The organism is Psychrobacter sp. 72-O-c (genome assembly GCF_904846605.1).
Taxonomy (GTDB): Bacteria; Pseudomonadota; Gammaproteobacteria; order Pseudomonadales; family Moraxellaceae; genus Psychrobacter.
Genome location: NZ_CAJHBI010000045.1, coordinates 1 through 23,597, shown reverse-complemented (window position 1 = coordinate 23,597; position 23,597 = coordinate 1). Strand labels below are relative to the sequence as shown.

Annotated in this window: 16 protein-coding genes; 13 read left to right on the top strand and 3 right to left on the bottom strand. The window is 43.3% G+C overall.

The features are described 5' to 3' along the window. Window positions 1-165: 165 nt before the first annotated feature. Both JMX97_RS12675 and JMX97_RS12670 read right to left on the bottom strand, forming a co-directional pair. Window positions 166-2,385, bottom strand: a complete 2,220-nt coding sequence (locus JMX97_RS12675) for an NADP-dependent isocitrate dehydrogenase (RefSeq protein ID WP_201558677.1) — start codon at window positions 2,383-2,385, stop codon at window positions 166-168. A gap of 689 nt (window positions 2,386-3,074) precedes the next feature. Next, on the bottom strand, window positions 3,075-5,291 hold the full coding sequence (locus JMX97_RS12670; RefSeq protein ID WP_201558676.1) for an NADP-dependent isocitrate dehydrogenase: 2,217 nt from the start codon (window positions 5,289-5,291) through the stop codon (window positions 3,075-3,077). Window positions 5,292-5,936: 645 nt separating this feature from the next. Here JMX97_RS12670 and JMX97_RS12665 point away from each other — a divergent pair. The 3 genes from JMX97_RS12665 to glyA all read left to right on the top strand — a co-directional run bounded on the left by JMX97_RS12665 (window position 5,937) and on the right by glyA (window position 9,591). Continuing rightward, window positions 5,937-7,307: a GNAT family N-acetyltransferase gene (locus JMX97_RS12665; RefSeq protein WP_201558680.1), complete on the top strand. Its 1,371-nt coding sequence runs from the start codon at window positions 5,937-5,939 to the stop codon at window positions 7,305-7,307. 112 nt (window positions 7,308-7,419) lie between these two features. Further along, window positions 7,420-7,929, top strand: coding sequence for a chorismate--pyruvate lyase family protein (locus JMX97_RS12660; RefSeq protein ID WP_201558675.1), 510 nt, complete (start codon window positions 7,420-7,422; stop codon window positions 7,927-7,929). A 405-nt stretch (window positions 7,930-8,334) separates the two neighbouring features. Then, window positions 8,335-9,591, top strand: a complete 1,257-nt coding sequence (gene glyA, locus JMX97_RS12655; protein WP_201558674.1) for a serine hydroxymethyltransferase — start codon at window positions 8,335-8,337, stop codon at window positions 9,589-9,591. A gap of 336 nt (window positions 9,592-9,927) precedes the next feature. On the opposite strand, the gene JMX97_RS12650 is transcribed toward glyA, so the two are convergent. Next, complete coding sequence (locus JMX97_RS12650; protein WP_201558673.1) at window positions 9,928-11,229, bottom strand: glutamate-5-semialdehyde dehydrogenase; 1,302 nt, start codon at window positions 11,227-11,229, stop codon at window positions 9,928-9,930. 608 nt (window positions 11,230-11,837) lie between these two features. Between JMX97_RS12650 and JMX97_RS12645 the strand changes: the two genes are divergently transcribed. From JMX97_RS12645 to JMX97_RS12600, 10 genes are all read left to right on the top strand, one after another. Continuing rightward, complete coding sequence (locus tag JMX97_RS12645) at window positions 11,838-12,227, top strand: hypothetical protein (RefSeq protein WP_227671599.1); 390 nt, start codon at window positions 11,838-11,840, stop codon at window positions 12,225-12,227. Window positions 12,228-12,686: 459 nt separating this feature from the next. After that, on the top strand, window positions 12,687-13,484 hold the full coding sequence (locus JMX97_RS12640) for an ABC transporter ATP-binding protein (RefSeq protein ID WP_201558671.1): 798 nt from the start codon (window positions 12,687-12,689) through the stop codon (window positions 13,482-13,484). Window positions 13,485-13,833: 349 nt separating this feature from the next. Continuing rightward, window positions 13,834-14,631: a transporter substrate-binding domain-containing protein gene (locus JMX97_RS12635; RefSeq protein WP_201558670.1), complete on the top strand. Its 798-nt coding sequence runs from the start codon at window positions 13,834-13,836 to the stop codon at window positions 14,629-14,631. Window positions 14,632-14,678: 47 nt separating this feature from the next. Beyond that, entirely contained in the window at window positions 14,679-15,623 is a 945-nt protein-coding gene (locus JMX97_RS12630; protein ID WP_201558668.1) for a transporter substrate-binding domain-containing protein, read from the top strand. 66 nt (window positions 15,624-15,689) lie between these two features. After that, window positions 15,690-16,610, top strand: a complete 921-nt coding sequence (locus JMX97_RS12625) for an ABC transporter substrate-binding protein (RefSeq protein WP_201558666.1) — start codon at window positions 15,690-15,692, stop codon at window positions 16,608-16,610. Window positions 16,611-16,996: 386 nt separating this feature from the next. Then, complete coding sequence (locus JMX97_RS12620; RefSeq protein ID WP_201558664.1) at window positions 16,997-17,731, top strand: ABC transporter permease; 735 nt, start codon at window positions 16,997-16,999, stop codon at window positions 17,729-17,731. 11 nt (window positions 17,732-17,742) lie between these two features. Continuing rightward, complete coding sequence (locus JMX97_RS12615) at window positions 17,743-18,468, top strand: ABC transporter permease (RefSeq protein WP_201558661.1); 726 nt, start codon at window positions 17,743-17,745, stop codon at window positions 18,466-18,468. Window positions 18,469-18,550: 82 nt separating this feature from the next. Continuing rightward, a complete protein-coding gene (locus JMX97_RS12610; RefSeq protein ID WP_201558660.1) occupies window positions 18,551-19,267 on the top strand; it encodes a fumarylacetoacetate hydrolase family protein in 717 nt (238 codons plus the stop codon). Between the two features lie 288 nt (window positions 19,268-19,555). Continuing rightward, window positions 19,556-21,763, top strand: coding sequence for a PhoX family protein (locus JMX97_RS12605; RefSeq protein ID WP_201558658.1), 2,208 nt, complete (start codon window positions 19,556-19,558; stop codon window positions 21,761-21,763). A gap of 165 nt (window positions 21,764-21,928) precedes the next feature. Beyond that, a complete protein-coding gene (locus JMX97_RS12600) occupies window positions 21,929-23,437 on the top strand; it encodes an alpha/beta fold hydrolase (RefSeq protein ID WP_201558657.1) in 1,509 nt (502 codons plus the stop codon). Window positions 23,438-23,597: the final 160 nt, after the last annotated feature.

The following is a 23,597-nucleotide window of genomic DNA, read 5'->3' as shown; positions in this document are numbered from 1 at the left end:
AGGACTGATAGCTTATTGTTGGTTTCCCTACAAACCAACCCTCAAAAATGTGGCTGGCTTTAAAGAAGTTGGGGAAATATGAATGTTATCAGTAGCTTAATGGAGGACTTATCCCGAATTCAGGTTACTTAATAACAGTTACTTAATAACAATGACCTAAGCCAATTACAACGATGCTATAGCGTCATTGAATAAGGTGCTTGGACGCATGACTTGCTCAGCCAATGTCTCATCCGCAAAGTAGTAGCCTTTGATGTCTACAGATTTACCCTGAGCCTCATTCAGCTCTTTAACAATAGCGTCTTCATTGCTCTCAAGCTTCTGCGCAAATGGCGCAAATTGTGCTTTTAGATCGCCATCGTCATTTTGTGCAACCAGCTCTTGAGCCCAGTACATGGCCAAATAGAAGTGACTACCACGGTTATCCAATTCACCGGTTTTACGTGATGGTGACTTGTCATTTAATAACAGAGTTTCGGTCGCCTTATCGAGCGTATCCGCCAATATTTTAGCTTTGGCATTGTCGTCATTCTTTGCCAAATGCTCCAAAGATTCCGTCAAGGCTAAAAACTCGCCTAGTGAATCCCAACGTAAATGGTTTTCCTCTACCAGCTGCTGAACGTGCTTAGGTGCAGAACCACCTGCGCCCGTTTCAAACAAACCACCACCTTTCATTAGAGGTACCACTGACAGCATTTTAGCACTCGTTCCTAACTCTAGAATCGGGAACAAGTCGGTTAGATAGTCTCTTAGAATATTACCCGTAGCAGAAATAGTATCAAGACCTCGAGCCACGCGCTCTAACGTGTAACGCATCGCGCGAACCTGTGACATAATTTCAATGTGCAAACCTTTGGTATCGTGATCTTTTAAGTAGGTGTTAACTTTTTTGATGAGTTCATTTTCGTGTGGACGGTAAGGGTCTAGCCAAAATATGACTGGGGTATCTGAGTCGCGCGCGCGGCGCACGGCAAGTTTAACCCAATCTTGAATAGGCTCATCTTTGACTTGACACATGCGCCAAATATCGCCCTTTTCGACACGCTGCTCAAGCAATACTTCATCGGTTTCAACGTCAACAATACGAGCCATACCCGCATCGCTAGCTTCGAACGTTTTATCATGCGAGCCATATTCTTCTGCTTTTTGTGCCATCAAGCCAACGTTAGGTACCGTACCCATAGTGGTTGGGTCAAAATTGCCATGCCATTTACAGAAGTTAATCATTTCTTGATAGATACGAGCAAAGGTGGACTCAGGCATGACGGCTTTACAGTCATACATTTTACCATCGGCGCCCCACATTTTACCACCTGAGCGGATCATAGCAGGCATAGACGCATCTACAATAATGTCACTTGGGGAATGGAAGTTGGTGATACCTTTTGATGAATCAACCATAGCAAGGCGTGGACGATGTACTTGGCAGGCATGTAAGTCGCGTTCAATTTCTTCACGCTTACTGGCTGGTAGCTCAGCAATTTTTTCATACAAACTTGCCATGCCGTTATTGACGTTAATGCCTAACTCGTCAAAGAAAGCGCCATGTTTGTCGAAGGCATCTTTATAATATGTTTTAACCGCATGGCCAAATACGATAGGATGCGATACTTTCATCATGGTTGCTTTTACGTGCAGTGAAAATAAGATACCGGCTTCACGGCAGTCTTCCATTTCACGCTCATAAAATTCAAGTAGCGCTTTTTTGCTCATAAACATCAAGTCGATGACTTCTTTATCAAGTAAAGAAATTTCTGATTTGAAGACATTGATAGTGCCGTCATCAGCTAAACGCTCCATACGTATGGTACGCGCTTTATCTAAAGTGATAGATTGCTCGCCATCATAGAAGTCGCCACTGTGCATGTGCGATACGTGCGTCTGTGACCATTGCTTCCATTCACCCATAGAATGTGGATGTTTGCGAGCATAGTTTTTAACTGCTTTAGGTGCGCGGCGGTCTGAGTTACCTTCGCGTAAAACAGGGTTAACCGAACTGCCTAAGCTTTTGCCATAACGCTGACGAATTTCTTTTTCTTCATCAGTTTTTGGGTCATCTGGAAAATCAGGTATAGCGTAGCCTTTACTTTGCAACTCTTTAATACATGCTCTGAGCTGCTGAACAGAAGCACTGATGTTAGGCAGTTTAATAATATTGGTGTTAGGATCTTGTGTTAGTCGGCCAAGCTCAGCTAAATTGTCAGGAACGCGTTGTTCTTCATTTAAGTACTCGGGGAATTCAGCCAACACTCGCGCTGCAACGGAGATATCAGTGGTTTCAACAGAAATGCCTGCCGTCTGGGTAAAAGCTTTAACAATAGGCAAGAATGATAAGGTTGCTAGCGCTGGGGCTTCGTCAGTTTTTGTATAAATAATTTTTGACATTATAGTATGGCATTCCTTTGGTTGTCGTTGATAGTTGTCGTTAATAACTGTTGTTAATAATAAATCTCAAATATAATTCAATAGGTCTATACAGCCCTTATGCAATAATGGGCATGTGGTTAGGTCAAATACCTTAAAGATAATCTCTTGTAGCTAATATCTTATAAGAAGTCTCTTGGAAAGTTTCGAGTCTGCTTAGCTTCTTTCGTTGACGGGTCTTTCGTTAAAAGGTAATTCGACATTCACTTTGATTGTGTCATCTAAACTGCCTGAAAGTGAATGTTGGACGGCGCGTTTAGTGGACTGATTATAAATCCAATACGATGTCAATCTCGCATAATGAACTAAGTGACCTTTTTCCGCTTGTTTCTAATGTACCTGAATTATATTAAGCTATTAAGAGCCTTATTCTACCAGTCATCAGAAAAAATATCATCTTTTCTATACAAACACTTTTTTTAAATAAATGCAATTTTTTGCAAATTATAACCGTCACTAATGGTTATCAAAAATGGTTATCAAATTTTGCAAAAAATAAACACCCCAACAGTTCTAGACCGTTGAGGTGTTTTTTGTATAGGCTCAAAAAGCTCTAGAGTGTAAAGCTAGCCAAGTTTAACTACGTAAGCCCAGTTGTCTAAGCCCAATCACTTAAGCTCAGTTACCTATTTTCAATAACTTATCATCAGTTACAACGATGCCAACGCCTCATTGAATAACTGGCTTGGACGCATCACTTTCTTGGCTAATGCTTCATCAAAAGAGTAGTAGCCCTTGATATCGACAGCTTTGCCTTGAGCGTCATTCAGCTCTTTAACGATAGCGTCTTCGTTGCTGGCTAATTTTTCGGCAAGTGGCGCAAACTGTGCTTTTAGCTCGCTGTCTTTATCTTGTTCAGCCAGCCCTTGTGCCCAGTACATGGCCAGATAGAAATGACTACCACGATTATCTAACTCACCGGTTTTACGTGATGGCGATTTGTTATTTAATAACAGTTTTTCTGTCGCCTTATCAAGCGTATCTGCCAATATTTGCGCTTTGGCATTGTCGTCGTGCTCTGCCAAATGTTCCAAAGATACTGCCAATGCTAAAAACTCACCTAATGAATCCCAACGTAAGTGATTTTCCTCTACCAGCTGTTCAACGTGTTTGGGTGCTGAACCGCCTGCACCAGTCTCAAACAAGCCACCACCGTTCATAAGTGGGACGATTGATAGCATTTTTGCACTGGTACCTAACTCTAAAATTGGGAATAAGTCAGTTAGGTAATCGCGCAGTACGTTACCAGTCACAGAGATGGTGTCTTTGCCTTCTTTTAAGCGCTCTAAGGTAAGACGAGTGGCTTCTCTAACCGGCATGATACGAATATCTAACCCGCCGGTGTCATGGTCTTTTAGGTAATGTTCTACTTTCTTGATTAATTCTGCATGGTGCGGACGATTTTTATCTAACCAGAAAATAGTAGGTATATTACTAGCACGGGCACGAGTCACGGCTAATTTAACCCAGTCTTGGATTGGTGCGTCTTTTGCCTGATTCATACGCCAGATGTCTTCTGCTTTTACCGCATGCTCGGTCAATACTTTGCCATCGCTATCGAGAACTTGAACTTTACCAGCAGAGGGTATTAGGAAGGTTTTATCATGCGAGCCGTACTCTTCCGCTTTTTGCGCCATTAAGCCCACGTTAGGTACTGAACCCATAGTAGTGGGATCAAAGGCACCGTGTTCTTTACAGAATTTTATGGTTTCATCATAGATGCAAGCGTAGCTGCTATCAGGGATAACGGCTTTGGTATCATGTAGCTCATTATCAGCGCCCCACATTTTACCTGAACTGCGAATCATCGCCGGCATTGAGGCATCGACAATCACATCACTGGGTACATGTAAGTTAGTAATACCTTTGTCGGAATTAACCATGGCAAGATCTGGGTTGCGCTTGTAGATGCTCTGAATATCAGCTTCTATCTCTTGGCGTTTCTCTTCAGGTAACTCTTCTAACTTAGCGAGTAGATTGCTAAAGCCATTATTGACATTAACGTCCAGCTCTTTAAAAGTATCGCCATGCTTGGCAAATAGCGCTTTGAAGAAAACTTTTACCGCCTCACCAAAGATAATGGGATCAGAGACCTTCATCATGGTGGCTTTTAGATGTAATGAGAACAACACGTCAGACGCTTTGGCGTCTTTGACCTGTTCTTCAAAAAAGGAAACTAAGGCATCATGACTCAATATAGCGGCATCAATGACTTCACCGGCCAGTAGAGGCGCTGGCGCTTTTAACTCAGTGACAGTACCGTCATCGGCAGTAAACTCAATACGGTAATCAGTCGCCTTATCGATAGTCACCGATTCTTCAGTATCCGCAAAGTCACCTTCGCTCATAGTAGCCACATGAGACTTAGAATCAGCACTCCATGCACCCATTGAATGTGGATTTCTTCTGGCATAAGCTTTCACTGCTTTTGGCGCGCGTCTATCAGAGTTACCTTCACGTAGAACTGGGTTTATAGCGCTACCTTTGATTTTGTCATAACGCATACGAGCGTCTTTTTCTTTATCCGTTTCTGGGTGATCTGGATAATCAGGTAAGGCATAGCCCTTATCTTGTAACTCTTTGATCGCCTCTTTTAACTGAGGGACAGAGGCACTGATGTTAGGCAATTTAATGATATTTGCCCTAGGTTTTTTTACTAAATCACTTAACGCTACGAATGCGCTAGGGATACGTTGTTCTTCAGGTAAAAACTCTGAGAATAAGGCAATAATTCGCCCCGCTAGAGAGATGTCAGCGGTTTCAATAGAGATTCCTGCAGTTTGGGTAAAAGCCTTAACAATAGGCAAGAATGAGAGGGTCGCTAGCGCTGGGGCTTCGTCAGTTTTTGTATAAATAATTTTTGACATTTTAGTGGGCATTCCTCTGGTTGTAATTAATAGTTGTTGTTAATAACTGTCATTAATAATAAGGCTCAAAACTAATTCAATAGTTCTATACAGCCCTTATGTAGTAATAGGCTATGCAGCTAGATCAAATAAATTATAGGTAGTCTTCGGAGAGTTTCGAGTCTGCTTAGCTTCTTTCGTTGACTGGTCTCTCGTTAGCTGGCGTTAACAAGGCGCTTTGACTCTATGGTCTGAATTGCCTGAAAGTGAATTGCTGACGGCGCATTATAGTGAACTCACTATAAAGCCAATACGATGTCAATCTCGTATAATGAACTAAGCGTACTGTTTTCGCTCGTTTCTTATGTATGTGAATTATATTAAGATGTTAAGAGCCTTATTCTACCAGTCATCAGAATAAATATCATCTTGTACATATCAGCACTGGTCCTTAAATAACGGTTATTTTGAAAAATAAAACAACCAGTAAAGCCGTCTACACTATTGTAGGTGGCTTTTTTTGCGATCAATTTATAACTATATAGGAAAGTTTTTTATCTGCTTTTCTCATTTAGTCTGCAAATTGTGACAGTGCCTCAACCAAAATTTGTTAGTCTAATGGATAATTAAAGAATTAATAATACAGTGATAACAAACAACATGACTATGAGTTTACAGTACGCACTCGTTGGTGATACGAGCTGGCAGGATCGAGCAGATTGGCAAACGCCAGATACCCCTTTTATGTCCTTTGCCTTTTGGCAAGCATTGAGTGATACCGATGCCATTGGCGAGCGGGCAGGCTGGTTACCTATTTTTGTATTGGTTTATCGCCAAAACGAAGTGGATGCCGACATGGATTCTGCTACAGATGGTAGTAGTATTAATAGCGATAATAATACAGCTCTCACGCAGCCTATTGCGGTGATGCCAGTGTTTGTAAAAGGCCATCACCAAGGTGAGTTTGTCTTTGATCATGCGTGGGCGGAAGCTTATGCACGCTATGGCATTGACTATTACCCAAGGCTAGTGACTAGTGCCCCTTATACGCCAGTTACTGGTGAGCGTTTTTGGTTGGTCCAGGGTGAAAGTCTTAATGCTGAGATTGTACAGACCGCCATTGCAGGAGTGGATGATATTGCGCAGCAAGTAGGGGCATCGGGCTGGCATGGATTGTTTGTTACGCCTGAGCTTGCCAAACTTGCGACAGCAGAAACGTCTGCTATACCTAACGCTGATGAGATAGAGAATATAATACAAGCCCAAAATTCCAAAGCAGATAAAGCCTCTCTAAATACGCCGATGCTCGAGCGCCAAGGCTGTCAGTTCTTGTGGCAGAATAAAAACTTAACCGAAGACGGACAACCCTTTACAGACTTTGACGCCTTCTTAATGACTTTAAAGGCCAAAAAACGCAAAACCATTCGGGCTGAGCGCAGAAAAGTTGCTGAGCAAGGTATTCAATGCTATCGAAAATGTGGTAATGATATTACTGATGCGGATTGGAAAGCATTTTACCGTTGTTATGTCATGACCTATGCAGTACGCGGTCAGCAGCCATATTTAACCGCTGATTTTTTTATGGCATTGGCGCAAAGTATGCCAGAGAATGTGTTTTTAGCGCAAGCTTGTGACAGTAATGATGAGATTATCGCCAGCAGCTTGTTCCTATATGATGTTCCTGACAAGCCTGAATCTACTGAGGATTCGCCGACGGCTACTTTATACGGACGCTACTGGGGCGCGCTGGGTGAGTACGATAGTCTGCACTTCGAGCTGTGTTATTATCAAGGAATTGAGTTCGCCATCGAGCAAGGTTTGACTTATTTTGATCCCGGAACGCAGGGAGAGCATAAGCTGATTCGTGGCTTTATTCCTACTAAGACCCATTCGTTACATCGTATATATGATCCACGCTTTGTACCGGCGATTGCAAATTTCTGTAGCGAAGATCGTATGCGAACAGCGCAATATCGTCAGCAAGCTCATGCAGCACTGCCATTTAACATCGATAATATGCCTGATTTCTTGGGATAGTTTTTTGACATCATTTTTCGATACAGCTTTTTGACATCGCCTTTTAACTTTTTCTTTTTACTAGTAGCACTTTAGCACTTTACTGGTACTACCTCATAATCAGCCGTTAACTATGCCCAATTATTATCCTGTTCAATCAACCGATACGCTGCCTCCATCCGAACTGATATCTTGGCTCGATACCAATGGCTCATTGACGGCAATGTTAGAGGTCAAAGCTGGAAAGCCGTTACAAGTACGACGCAGTTTTGAAGGGTATCGTCTGCTGTCGTTGGCTCAAAAACGGCAATTAGGGTTACAAGGATCAGCGCTTAATCGTCCGCTGCTCGCATGGGTGCGTGAAGCGCAGTTATATGGTAACGATGAGCTACCGTGGGTATGGGCGCAGAGTGTTTTTCCTCTGAATAGTCTACGAGGTCGCGCGCGCCGTCTGCAACAATTAAAAGGCACACCCATTGGTTACGTGTTATTTAAGCGCTGCCGCACACTGCCCAATCAGCGCCGTATCTGCCATACCGATAAAGGCTGGCAACGACAAACACGTTATGATTGGTATGGACGCAAATTTCTCATCAGTGAAACTTTTTTGCCGCAATTTTGTCAAAAACTGCTGGACATTTAAATATTTCATTAGTAAACTAAAATAGTTGACCAATTGGTCAGTTATGCTACTATTTTCTCTTATTGTTAGATTTTTGGTTAATAATTTCTGTATAAATTTACAGTTGCTATTCAGATTTTATATTTATAAGTAACTGATTCATATATACTTATATAGTAAAAATATCTTCATGTAACCTACTCATGTTAAGGTGAGTGTTTTTTGCGTTCGTAACATAAAGTTTCATGGTACACTTGTTTTGCAGCAAATTTAAGATGCAGGATCGCATCAAAATTATTGCTGAGTACGACAAGCCGATCATAGGCTAACTCCTTTTAATAGCTCTATTCTAACAACTTCATTGTAATAGCCTTATGCTAACAATACCCTTCTAATAAAAGTCACCTCACTCTATAGGACATAAACATGTTTAAAGATATATCGATCAAGGAATATGATCCCGTACTTGCTGAAGCCATGGCAGCCGAAAGCGTTCGTCAAGAAAACCATATTGAGCTCATTGCCTCAGAAAACTACTGCTCACAAGCGGTGATGGAAGCACAAGGTACCGATTTAACCAATAAATATGCTGAAGGCTATCCAGGTAAGCGCTATTATGGCGGTTGTGAGCACGTGGACGTGGTTGAGCAGTTGGCCATTGACCGCGCAAAAGAATTGTTTGGCGCAGAATATGTAAACGTCCAGCCACACTCAGGCAGCCAAGCGAACTCAGCCGTATTTTTAGCACTTCTTGATGCCAATGACACTATTCTTGGCATGAGCCTTGACGCGGGTGGTCACTTGACTCATGGCGCGCACATTAACTTTTCAGGCATTAACTACAACGCCGTACAATATGGATTAGTTGAAGAAACGGGTCTTATCGATTATGACCAAGTTGATAGTTTGGCGCGTGAACACAAGCCTAAAATGATTATTGCTGGTTTTTCAGCGTATTCACAAGTTGTCGATTGGCAGCGTTTCCGTGATATCGCGGATGAAGTAGGCGCTTACCTTTTAGTCGATATGGCACACATTGCCGGTCTTGCTGCTACTGGCGTTTATCCAAACCCAGTACCGTTCGCGGACGTAGTGACTACCACCACGCACAAAACGCTACGTGGCCCACGCTCAGGTATGATTCTTTCTCGTGATGAAAAACTTGCGAAAAAACTAAACTCAGCAGTATTTCCGGGCAACCAAGGTGGCCCGTTGATGCACGTAATCGCTGCTAAAGCGGTTTGTTTTAAAGAAGCTTTAGAAGACAACTTTAAGACTTATCAGCAGCAAGTGGTTAAAAACGCCCAAGCCATGGCCACTGTTATTCAAGGACGCGGCTATGAAATCATCTCTGGCGGCACTGAAAACCATCTGATGCTTATCAGCTTAGTCAAGCAAGAGATGACGGGTAAAGAAGCGGACAAATGGTTGGGTGATGCACATATTACGGTCAACAAAAACGCCGTGCCCAATGATCCAAAATCACCGTTTGTGACTTCTGGTATCCGTATTGGTACGCCAGCAGTAACGACTCGCGGCTTTGATGAAGCTGACGTTAAAGAATTGGCTGGTTGGATGTGTGATGTCATCGACAGCCGTGGCGATGAGCAAGTGATTACTGATACCCGCAAAAAGGTTGAAGCACTTTGTGCTAAAAAGCCAGTTTATGCTAAAAATCAATAAGTAGCTTTTGATGAGCTAAGATTAGTTTTTATGAGTTTTAGGTAAATTGAAATAACAACCGCTTGGCTTCTGCTGGGCGGTTTTTTTATTTTAAAAAATAACGTTAAAGTAGTAGGGTGCGCCCCGCGCACCTATGATGTATGAAAAGCTCAAATTCGTTAGAATAATAAAAATATCATTAGTTATAAAAAATTCACTCACCTTATTCATTCTTTATAAAAATGTACGTGGAATGCACCCTACAAAAGCTGGATATTTTTACTAATCATAAAAAAACGCCAGCATAAATGCTGACGTTTCCAAACTGCTAAAATCTATGGAAAAGCGTGTTTTTAACTAAGCCCGAGTTTCGCCATGACCATAAACGATCCATTTTTGTGAAGTTAGGCCTTCAAGACCAACCGGACCACGGGCATGAATCTTGTCTGTTGAAATACCAATCTCAGCACCTAAGCCATATTCAAAGCCATCAGCAAAGCGACTTGAGGCATTGATCATAACGCTTGCTGAATCTACTTCACGAATAAAGCGCTGTGACTTGCTGTAGTTATCGGTGATAATCACGTCAGTATGTTGGCTGCCGTGAGTGTTGATATGCTCGATGGCTTCATCAATTCCTGCTACAACCTTGACGGCCAGTATCGGTGCTAAATATTCGGTATCCCAGTCCTCTTCAGTTGCAGCTGACAGATGACCTTTAAGCTTGGGATTATCATTCAAAATCGATTGCGACTTGTCATCGAGACGCAGTTGCATAGCATCATCAGCTTGCACGATGGCTTCAGCAATTTGTGGCAATAAATCATCAGCGACCGCTTCATCAACCAATAACGTCTCCATAGTATTACAAGTGCCATAACGATGAGTTTTGGCATTGACGCTGACCTCAATTGCAATCTTTGGCTCGGCATCGCGATCAATAAAGGTATGGCAGTTACCATCTAAATGCTTAATGACTGGCACTTTCGCATCGGCGCTGATACGCGCAATCAAGCCTTTACCACCACGTGGAACAATCACATCGACATATTCTGTCATAGTAATCAGCTCACCAACCGCAGCGCGATCAGTAGTTTGTAGTACTTGGACGCTATGCTCAGATAATCCAACATTTTTTAGACCGCGATGGATACATTTAGCAATCGCCTGGTTAGACTCAAACGCTTCAGAACCGCCACGCAAAATAATGGCATTACCAGATTTGAGCGCCAGTGATGCTGCTTCCAAGGTAACGTTGGGACGCGATTCATAAATCATACCAACCACGCCGAGAGGCACACGCATTTTACCCAAATGGATTCCTGACGGCTGAAAAGTCATATCAGTAACTTCGCCAATAGGGTCGGGCAGTGTTGAGACGTCTTTTAGACCTTGGAGCATGCCATCAAAGCGCTCATCATTTAGCTCTAAGCGATCAAGTAGTGCAGCGTCAAGATCATTTTTTTTACCCTTATCCATATCAACCTTGTTTGCAGCTAATATGTCTTGTTTTGCATTGACCAATTCATCATGAATGGCCATGAGTGCTGAATTCTTACTACCGGTGTTGGCAGCGGCAAGAGCACGTGAGGACGCGCGAGCTTGTTGACCGACTTCTTGCATATAAGCGGTAATATCTGTGGTATTCGATTGACTCATAAATCAATTTCCTTATGTTTATAAATGGGCAAAAAATGGCTATCTAAAATTCTTACCACTGAATATTAACCAAAACTGAATGTTAATAAAATAAGTGTTAATAAGAAGGAAGAAAGCAATTTGCTAAATAAAGCACAAACGCTTAAATAGGCGAAAAACGTGCCAAATATTAGCAGTAATGGACAAAAATAGGGGACTTAACGCTTTTATGGCGTTATGTTATTTAACATAGAGGAGATTGCGGTAAGAGTAAAGATGAATTTGTGAACAGCATTCCTTTACAACGGGGTTTTTAGCACTTTTATAGCAATTTTTCATACCTTTTATAAGGTGTGCTTTAAGGTCTACCTTTTTATAATATGCCTTTTATAATATGCCTTTTATAATATGCCTTTTATAATAGGGCTGGTTTCAGTTAATAATTTCTAGCAATTGCAGTTACGCTTTTTTAACATAATTGTGCTGTAACTACTAAGGTAGCCAGTATTGATTGTGAGTATAGTGAAATCCTCATCGACATTATATTGATTAAGTATTCGTTATTATCACCTTACTCAATAATAGAATTTTTAAAACCAGACCTACTGACTAGACCACGGAGAGTCAAAATGACCAGTACTACAAATACCCTCACTACAGTGACCGTAACTCATGCATCTGTGCATAAAAAATGGCTATGTGCGACCTTAGCAACGGTAGCATTATCGCTAAGTGCTTGTGCTGATAAAGCACCCGAAATTGGTGAACCTGACGCTATGGAAACGATAGATGATGCGCAAACCCCTGTAGAGCAAGCTGCAATTGGAGTCGATGATGTCGAGCAAGTTGCTGAGGGTGTCAATAGTGCAGATATCTCAGATGATTCTTTGGTCGCTGACCCTACGGTAAGCGATGACGTTGTTATTGCTAGCGGTGATGACGGCGTCGTCGTTGAGGGCGTTGATGACTCTGAGATATTAGACGGTAGCGAACAAGTAGAGCATGTTTCGACTTATTAGTTTGGTTTTTTGTTTGCTACTCAAGTCATGCGGTCCCATTTATTTAAACTGATTAGATCAGTGTTATAAGACAGCACTTAATGTCCTAAGATGATAAAATAAAGCTCAGATATGCGGTAGCAGTCTGAGTTGTTTTTTATGAGCACGAAAATAGGTAGAAAACTTGCCTTACTATGCTGTTTTAAGCGACAATGTGGTGCTTTTAACTCATAAATCATACAGTGCTAATAAATAGTGCCAGTGAAGATGCAATGAGAAAAACTCATTATAACCTCCTAAGGCCTGACCGTACTTGCAGTTTTTTTGTTTACAGATAGCTTTTTTGATAAGTACCTTTTTCATAAGTACCTTGATGTTGACTGATATTGACTGATAGTAGCCTATCAAACCGTTATTTCTATTTGCAACGCTCTCTATTATTTATATTTTTACTCATATTCATTGGAAGTCTGCTAAACCATGCTTGATATTGCAAAAAAAACAACTCGACCTATCGCTTTAGATCTCCACAACGTTCATAAAAGCTTCGGCTCGTTGGCGGTGCTAAAAGGGGTTTCCCTCACCGCATATGATGGTGATGTGATCTCTATTCTAGGCTCTTCTGGCTCTGGTAAATCTACCTTACTACGCTGTGTTAATCTGTTAGAGAAGCCAACACAGGGTAGTATCAGTATTGGTAATGAACAGCTAATACTAAAGCCTAATAAGTCCGGCGAGATGCAAGCTGCAGATATCAAGCAGTTAGAAAGCCTGCGCGCGCGGGTGGGCTTCGTGTTTCAAAACTTTAACTTGTGGCCGCATAAAACGATTTTGCAAAATATCATTGAAGGGCCAACGCAAGTCTTAAAAATTAAAAAAGATCAAGCTATTAGTGATGCTGAAAAGTTACTTGATAAAGTCGGTCTGCTCGATAAGAGAGACGCCTATCCGGCTAACCTATCAGGTGGTCAGCGTCAGCGCGTGGCGATTGCACGGGCACTTGCGATGCAGCCCCAAGTATTACTGTTTGATGAACCTACCTCCGCCCTTGATCCTGAGCTGGTCAATGAAGTGCTCGCGGTCATGCGTGAGTTGGCAGAAGAGGGGCGTACCATGCTGATAGTCACTCATGAGATGCGTTTTGCTCGGGAAGTGTCAAGCCAAGTAGTGTTTTTACATCAAGGTGTTATTGAAGAAATGGGCACGCCTGAACAAATTTTTGATAATCCTACCTCTGAGCGTGTTAAAGACTTTATGGCAGCGCATCGCCAAAACTAACACTTGTTGTCAAGCAAACTCCCGTCTCCAAGCGAATTCCCATCTGCAAGCTAACACTTGAGTTGTTAGCGTAAGCCGAACGGTTAGGCCAGTCTTAACCTCTTCCTCTATGTCATTTAAGTTTTTGTTTAACACTCCTTATTAAACTGATAGGTTGGTTTTTTATTACTCGATAATAACAGTCAATATGCAAAATGTTTGTTTTTGATAATTGAGTCAGGTATTATCGATAATATTATAGGCTGTCAATAACAGCCTCTATTTTATTTTTTTCACTGATTTTATCATCTGGCAGGGACGTCAGAGAGTAAAATATCAGAGACCTCTATCAGAAAATAAGGAACGTATAATGTCGAATTCTCGCCTATTGTGGTCATCGATGACCATGTCAGCAGCGATGGTATTAAGTGCTTGTAGCCAGCCTGCTAACGAAGCTGCCGATGCCAACGCTGATGCCTCTGTTGCAGATGTTGCCGGCAAGACTATTCGTATCGCCACCGAAGGCGCTTACCCTCCTTTTAATTATACCAATGCCGATGGCAGTCTATCTGGCTATGACATCGACGTGGCTAATGCCCTGTGTGAGCAAATGCAAGCCAAATGTGAGATCGTCGCTCAAGATTGGGACGGTATTATTCCAGGGTTACTTGCTCAGAAATATGATGCGGTTGTCGCTGGGATGTCCATCACGCCTGAGCGCCAAGAAAAGGTCGATTTTACCGAACCTTACTTTGCCAATACTATGGTATGGCTAACCGATACTGAAGGCGGCTTTGATCCTATGGCCATCAAGAATTTAACGCTTGGCGGTCAACGTTCGACGACTCCTGGCGCCTACTTACAAGACAACTACGAAGGCAAAGACGGCAACACCGTTCAGTTATATGACAATTATGACAACGCCTATTTAGATCTAAAATCTGGTCGTAGCGATGCGGTATTGGCCGAAAAAGTATCTGCTAAATCATGGTTAACAGACAACCCTGACGGCTTCGGTATCGTTGGTGAAGAGATTGACAATGATGACAATATTGCCGTTGCTGTCCGTAAAGGTGACCCACTCAGAGACGACTTTAATAAAGCCCTTAGCGAAATCCGTAGCAACGGTGAGCTGGCGCGTCTTGAACAGGCAAACTTTGGTAACTAAATTGCGGGTCCACACACTGCGGATTAACATATTAAGGAATAAAAAATATGACAATTTCAATGACATCGTCAATGACAAAAAAAGTCTTGTGGCTAGCACCGCTCAGCGCAGCAATGCTTATGCTGGCGGGCTGTAATAACAGCTCAACACCAGAAGATAGCGCTGCAACCGATACGGCTACCGACACCCCGATAAGTGTAAAAATAGCTACCGAATCCAGCTATAAGCCTTTTAGTTATACAGACGCTGACGGCAAGCTTATCGGCTATGAGATTGAACTGGTTGATGCACTATGTACGCAAATGAAAGCAGATTGTGAACTTATCTCGCAAGATTGGGATGGTCTTATCCCAGGTCTAAATGCGCAAAAGTTTGATGCCATTATAGCTGGTATGTCGATTACTCCTGAACGCAAAGAAGTAGTAGAGTTCACCGATCCCTATTTCCATACTGGTATTATCTTGATTGGTAAAAAAGGTGATGACATCAGTGTTGAAGGTCTAAAAGGTCAACCAGTGGCGTCACAGCGCTCGACCGTAGCATCGCAATACTTGCAGGATGAGCATGCAGAAGCCGAGATTAAGCTGTATGACACCCAAGATAATGCCTATCTGGATCTAACTTCAGGTCGCGTTCGTGCGATGATGTCCGATAAAGTAACCGGTATTGATTGGTTAAAAACAGAAGCTGGCAAAGACTATGAAGTCAAAGGTCAAGAGATTAGTACTGACGAAGACGCGATGGGTATTGCTTTCCGTAAAGGTGATCCTTTAGTTGCCAAATTTAATAAAGCGTTGGCTGAGCTAAAAGACAATGGTACGTATGACCAAATCACTGGCAGCTACTTTGGTACCAGTTCAACTGCTGCCGCGCAAAAAGCCGTTGCAACAGGTGGTGTGGAAGAGGTACTGGTCATCGAAGGTGATAACGTCGACGTTGATGCTAATGCTACCATTGCTGCAGAAGAGCAAGCAGAAGCAGCTACTAACTAAGTGGCTGCTAGCTGATACCGGTAAGCGGCGTTTTCATTAAGTTTATTAAGGAAGTCAAGGATGACCATGAGCAAAAATCTGGCCTCGAGCATAGCAATCACTACTGTCACAACGAGAGGTCTTTTATTAACGCCTTTGCTAGCGATGGCTGCTGTATTCACATTAGCAGGTTGTAGCAATGGTCAAGAAAGTGCCAGTGATCCTGAAAGTACAGATGCTGCTAGTACAGACGCCGCGACTACGACGGTAGCAACGGACGATGTGCTACGTATCGGTACAGAAGGGGCATATGCGCCCTTTAATTATACCAATGCTGATGGCACGCTTGGCGGCTTTGATGTCGATATGGCCAACGCCATATGTGCGGACATGCAAGTTACTTGTGAGATTACCGCCCAAGATTGGGACGGTATCATTCCCGGTCTCAAAGCCGGTAAATATGATGCCATCGTGGCGGCCATGTCAGTGACACCTGAGCGAGCGCAGCAAGTCAGCTTCACTGATCCGTACTTTAGTAACAGCTTAGTATTTTTGGCCAAAAAAGACAGCCCTTTTGATCCTAGTAACAGCGGCGATATCGACGCGCATTCCATCGCCGCCCAGCGCTCTACGGTTTCTTCACAGTGGTTGGAAGGCACGTATCCAAAAGCAGACATGAAGTTATATGACACTTTGAGTAATGCCTTTTTGGACTTAGGGTCAGGTCGCGTTGATGCCATGATATCTGATAAACTTCCTGCTATAGAATGGCTCAGTTCATCATCAGGTAGTGATTATGTGCTCAAAGGTGATGAGATTGACATCAATGATAATTTTGCAATAGCAGTACGTCCTGGTGATGCGCTGCAAGCCAAAATTAATCAGTCGTTGGCCAATCTAAAAGCCAATGGCACTTATGATAAAATTAATCAAAAGTACTTTGCAGTTCCAGTAGCCAGTACCACGGTAGTGACCGCTGACCCTGTAAAAGAGGCTGCTACGCAGTAGTCGTCTGTCGTTAGACAATCGTATTAATAATAAAAAGGATGTCACCAGCGAGGTGGTGTCCTTTTTGCTGTTCTGATAAAAAAACAAACCATTCTTATCAGCGTTTGACTGGCCAATGTTGTCAAACCTATCTGCTTTGTGTCGTTATTTGATAAATAGAGACTCATTTAAACACAGCTTTTATAGGTAGGCAGTAACATAGTTCGCACCGATTATGATAAAATCACGGGTTATTTTTACCAAGTTAATCGGCTGTGGTCTACACGTGGCTCTCATATATGAGAATAACGTGCAGCGCTATGATAAATGGCATAAGACTACGGATACTGATTCTTGCAACCGATATTTTGCTAACTGGCTAATATAAAGAGACTGAGTGAACCATTGTGTTTGATTTACAGGGATTTGGCGCGCTATTACTGAGCGGCGCAACCGTCACCATCAAGCTTGCCGTGACTAGCCTAATTATAGGTATGATCTTGGGGCTACTCGGTGCTACTGCTAAGCTGTCGAATGTTTGGCTGCTGCGTAAGATTGCGACTGTATATACGGCGACGATGCGCGGTATTCCTGAACTGTTACTGGTACTGTTCATCTATTATGGTGGCTCTATCCTGCTGATGAGTATCCTCAAAAAGTTCGGCTACAACGAGTACGTCGAAATTAGCGCATTTTGGGGCGGGGTAATGGCATTGTCTATTGCCTTTGGTGCCTATGCGACCGAAATCTTTCGAATGTCGATTCAAGAGATTCCGATAGGACAAAGCGAGGCGGCGCAAGCGATTGGCATGCGTCCCTTACAGACTTTTTATCGCATCACGTTACCGCAAGTGTGGCAAATTGCGCTGCCGGGTCTAGGTAATTTGTTCTTAGTGCTGCTTAAAGATACCGCCTTAGTATCAGTCATTGGTCTTAAAGATATTATGTATCAATCATCGCGCGCCGCGCAGTCAACCCAGCAGCCGTTTACCTTTTATATGGCAGCGGCTGTTATTTATTTGGGGCTAACGATGTTGATCACTGGTTTTATGATATGGCTTGAATGGCGTGCCAACCCAGCAGCGCGCTATGCCAAAAAGCTTAGCCGTCAATCAACCAACCATCAATCGACCATAGGGTAAGGGAGAGTCTCATGGATTGGAATTGGCAGGTTATTTTTGATCATATCCCAGACTTATTAGGCGGTGCAGTATTAACCGTACAGTTGGTGGTCATCTCCGGTATCATTGGACTGTTTCTGGGCTTAATTTTAGCGCAACTGCGCTTGTCTAAAAGCTGGGTGGTACAAACACTACCTTTTCTCTATATTTTCTTTTTCCGTGGTACGCCGCTGTTAGTACAAATATTTTTGATTTATTATGGACTGGGGCAATTTGAAGCCGTACGTAACTCATTCTTATGGGAACCGATACTTAGTCAGGCTTATTGGTGTGCCATCATTGCCTTTACTATGAACACCAGTGCTTATTTAGCTGAGATTATTCGCGGCGCTATTCAGACTATCCCCGTCGGTGAACTTGAGGCTGCTGACGCTATTGGCATGTCAAAGTGGCAGAAGCTCACACGTATTACCTTGCCACGAGCTTTTGGCATTGTAATTCCTGCTTATAGTAATGAAGTTATCTTTATGCTTAAAGGCAGTGCACTGGCCTCAACCATCGCGTTGATGGATATCACTGGTGTGGCGCGTACGATCAGTGCGCGGACTTATACCTTAATGGAGTTGTTCTTCGCTGCTGGTATCGTCTATTTGCTATTATCGTGGGTTATTCTATTCAGCTTTAGACTGTTTGAAAAAAGAATGAACCGTTATATGACTTATGTACCGCCAGATGTGACCACGCACACTATTACCTAGCTACTTGTTGCTAAATATTGTTCTATTTATTATAAAAACTAATAATTATCAAATCTAATAACCTTCACTGTGAAAGCTTACTATGAGTCAATCGCCACATATGTCGTTAGTTAGTCCCCTTGCTGCTAGCGTCAATAAAGATGAGAGCGATAAAAGTTCTAATCGCACTGCACGTGAGTCTATTGGTAAAATAGTATGCGTTGGACGCAATTACGCCGCTCATGCTCGTGAGTTGGGTAATGACGTACCAACCTCACCAATATTATTTATGAAGCCAACGTCATCTATTGTGAGCGTAGGTAATGACATTGTCCGTCCAGACCCAACCCGCTATGGCGATACTCACTATGAAGCGGAGCTGTGCATTCAGCTATCAGCTGATTTGAGCAATGCCAATATCGAACAGGCACAGCAAGCGATTGGCGGGGTTACTTTAGGGTTAGATTTGACCTTACGCGACTTGCAGAGTCAGCTTAAAGATAAAGGCCAACCGTGGGAACGCGCCAAGTGCTTTGATGGGGCCTGTGTACTCGCTGATTGGATGGATCCGCAGGCATTTGGTGATTTTAGCCAAGTGCAGTATCAGCTCTATATCAATAGTGAGCTTAAGCAAGATGGCGATAGCGCGTTAATGCTATTTCCAGTCTATGAATTACTGGTTGAAATTAGCCATGCTTTTAGTCTGCAAGCCGGAGATGTCATCATGACTGGTACGCCAAGCGGCGTTGGTATATTGCACGCGGGAGACCAGTTGAAGCTGGTGCTTGGCGCGCATGAATGGCAGGCACAGGTACAGTAAACAAGCTGAGTTGATGAGTCAGCACAAAAAATCCCAAGCTACGGCTTGGGATTTTTTGTTTAACAAGCCATCCCTATAACAAAGCCTTCACTGCGAAAAAATCATGTCTACAATAAAGCCTTGTCAATTTGTCATAATAAAGCCTTGTCATCAAACGGTCATCTATTTTTCAACGTACTGTCATAAATGCTCAGTACACTCAGGCATGTTTACGATTTAAAGGCTTCATAAGCCTAGATGCCAGAACGCTCTTTATGATAATCCAGCCTAACAGTAAGGTGACCGATAATGACATTAAGCAATGAGAAACAAAACCTCGCCCATGAAGTCGTTGAAGATTCCAACCCTACCAATAATATCGACTTTCAGACCATTATTAATCGCCGCCTGAATCGCCGTAGCATCTTAAAAGGAGGCACAGGATTGACCGCTGCTGCCTTCTTTGGTGCTTTGCCATTAGTGGGGTGTACTGAGGACGATAATGGTAGCTCTATCGTTAATAATGACGACAATGCCGCTATCCCAGCAACGGGTGAATTAAAACGGCCTGAGAGCTTAAAGTTCACTGCAGTAGCCCACTCAACTGCTGAAACCATGAGCGTGGCTGCAGGTTATAAAGCTGAGATGATACTACCATTAGGCACACCGCTCATTTATGGCATTGAGGATTGGAAAGACAATCGTGAACAGTCTGCCGAATCGTTTGAATGGCGTATGGGTGACAACCATGATGGCATGTGGTTCTTTGGCAAAAAGGGCAGAGCATATGATGCTAAAGCCTCAGAAAATGGCCTGCTGGTCATGAATCATGAGTACGTCAATAGTGCCGAGCTAAGTCCTTTTGGCTATGATGTGACAGAAGATAAGAATGCTGCACCCATCTTTCAGAGTCGTCGCCGCGCCAGCGATGTACGCCGTGAAGTCAACTGCCATGGGGTTGCTGTGGTAGAGATGAAACGCCGTACGGATGGTATGGGCTATGAGATGGTACGCGATTCAAAATACAATCGCCGCATCACTAGCAGCACGACCGCGCAATTGACCGGCCCTGTTGCTGGCTCTGATTTGGTGAAGACCAAGTTTGACCCAACTGGCTTTCAGACCCGCGGTATTAATAATAACTGCGGCGCAGGACTGTCGCCGTGGGGCACGTATCTGACCACAGAAGAGAATTTCCTCGGGGTCTTTGCCCGTGGTCAAGATGCCAGCAAATTGAGTGCCGCGGATAACTACGGTCGTGATCGTTATGGCGCAACAGAGGAGCATGCCAGCTGGGGCTATCTATGGCACACGCCTGCAGCCACAGACGCCAAGATTGCTGATGAATTCTCACGCTGGGATATGACCGCAGTTGGTGCAACGGCGGCTGATGACTATCGTAATGGCTTCAATACCTTTGGTTATATCACCGAAATTGACCCTTTTGACCAAAACTCTATGCCACAAAAGCGTACGGCACTGGGTCGTTTTGCCCATGAAAACTGCGCTTTTGCACCTGTAAAGCAAGGTCGCCCTGTGGTCTTTTATATGGGTGATGATTCACGCGGCGAATATATCTATAAGTTTGTCTCCAACGCCATGTGGTCAAATAGTGATATCGGTGGCGGCCTAAAAGCCGGTGATAAGTATATGAATGAGGGCACGCTATACACCGCAATTTTTAATGAAGAGGGTAGCGGTAAGTGGAAGCCCTTGATTCACGGTCAAAACGAATTGGACGCTTCTAATAGCGTGCTGCCCTTTAATGGACAAGATGAGGTCTTGGTTTTTGCTCGCGCCGCTGCTGACGTATTGGGTGCGACTAAGATGGATCGTCCTGAATGGGTGTCGGTCAGTCCTATTACGGGCGAGGTCTATGTGACTTTGACCAATAATAAATATCGCGGCGTTCGTGATGATCAACCAGTCTCAGCGACCAACCCACGCAGCTATGACGCTGGTGGCAAAGCGCGTGGCAATGACAATGGCCATATTATTCGCTGGGCAGAAACAGACGGCGACCATGCCGCAACAAGCTTTGAATGGGATATTTATTTGTTTGCCGCGCCGAGTGATTTGTCCGCAGAGAACCTATCAGAATTGAATGACAGCAATGACTTGTCATCGCCAGATGGGCTGTACTTCGATCCACGTGGCGTGTTGTGGATTCAGACTGACGATGGTGCATACACAGATACCACCAATTGCATGTTACTGGCAGCCCTGCCGGGTAATGTGAGTGACGGCACGTTCAAGACAACTTCTGCAGGTCAGCAAACCCGAGTCGGTACGCCCGCCAGTAATGATAATATAAAACGCTTTTTTGTAGGCCCTGAGGGTTGTGAGGTGACAGGCATTACTATGACCCCAGACTTTAAAACGCTGTTTATTAATATTCAGCATCCCGGTAATACATGGGGCGCAGTCGCTGGCGGCAGTACTCCGCGCTCAGCAACGGTCATGATTACCAAAGAAGACGGTGACGTGATACTGGCAGAGTCATTTGTATCGGCATAAATAAAAGGTAATATATTTTTCTTTGGTTAAATTAAAAATAAATATAAAAAATCCCAAGCTACGGCTTGGGATTTTTTTGTTTAACAAGACAAATCCTTTCCTTCTGTTTATCCCATTTACAGGATAGTATATAAAACTATTCCTATCGTTAAATACATCAAAATTATGATTAGTCCAAAGTCGTTCGATACCATCCATGATCTGTTCGCCACCACTCGGCGTGATCCTGATGCTCATGCTAACTCTGATTCTAGCAAGCACTTTCGGGATGACGTGTATGAACAGCTGGCTCAGCTTGAATATATTTACGTGGATGAACTCACTCGGTTAAATGTGGATGACAGCGACGCTATCACCAATCGTGAACCTATCTCTCTAGTTGATTTTTTTGAAGGATTGGCTCAGCTTGCGACTATGGGTGTGGTTGAAGTTACCGATATTGTAGAAGCTGTCCACCGTGAGATTATTCTACGTCCATTAGGACGGTTCAATGAAGGCAATGTAACGAGATGGCCACGCGGGATCACTGGACGAATCTATAGTACGGTACGCCAGGTGATGTTATTGGTAGGTAATAATCTCGCATCAGGGTTGCAATTGTATAACAACATGCGCAATCCAAAAGAAGTTCAACCGCTACCTATAAATTTGCGACGGCTAGTCAATATCTTAAATGGCGTGATGGGTGATCACCTTGTCAATCATCATAATCCACTGGCTGTCCCGATGGTTCTATATGATGGCTCTTTACACAATAGCTCCTTATATAACAGGCATGGTCATTTACAACGTGATGCGCTATCAGGGCGCATTATTATTTTATGTCATGGACTTTGTATGAGTCATTTAAGCTGGCAGTTATCCAAGAGTAACAATCTAGGTGAACAGCTTATCCGCAGTCAGCCAACTTCCACTGTTTTGTACCTTAATTATAATGCGGGACGACGCATTTCAAGTAACGGTCGCAACTTCTCTAAAGTATTACAGGAGCTAGTAGATAATAATCCAGACATCACTCAGATTGATTTAGTTGGTCATAGTATGGGCGGTTTGGTCGCTCGTAGTGCGCTGTTTTATAGTAAAGAACAAGGCTTCGACTGGGTGAAGCGAGTGGGTAATCTCATCACTCTAGGCTCACCGCATCATGGTGCCAGTCTTGAACGTATTGGTAATTTTGTGCAAGATAGGATCTCGAAACTTCCTTTTGCAGGCTCATTAGCCAAACTGGGTGATTTACGTAGTGCGGGTATCATTGATCTACGTTATGGCAGTATTCGTGATGCTGACTGGAAGTCTTTAGAAGGGCGTAGTGTACTCCCAGCAGACTTTCGCCATCCCGCTCGTCTGCCATTGCATGTTCGTACTTACTTTATAGCGGCCACATTGGTCGAGACTCATTACGACTCTAAGGCGACGAGCCTACTGGGTGATGGTTTGGTCACGATAGACTCTGCGCTAGGGGAGCATACTGGTGAACACGCTTTGTCTGTGCCGGAAGGACACAAGGCAATTTTTTATGGGTTGAGCCATTACGACTTACTCTACAGCGATAGGGTACATAAGAAAGTGGTTGCATGGTTATTAGATAATGGACAGAGTGAATTGAATCAAGAAAGTCAGGAGCTTAGCTCTCGTGTATATTCCTATCCTGATGATTTAAATTTGAAGGTTTGAAGGTTTGAAGGTTTGAAGGTTTGAAGGTTTGATGGTTTGATGGTTTGAAGGTTTGATGGTTTGATGGTTTGATGGTTTGATGGTTTGATGGTTTGATGGTTTGATGGTTTGATGGTTTGATGGTTTGATGGTTTGATGGTTTGATGGTTTGATGGTTTGA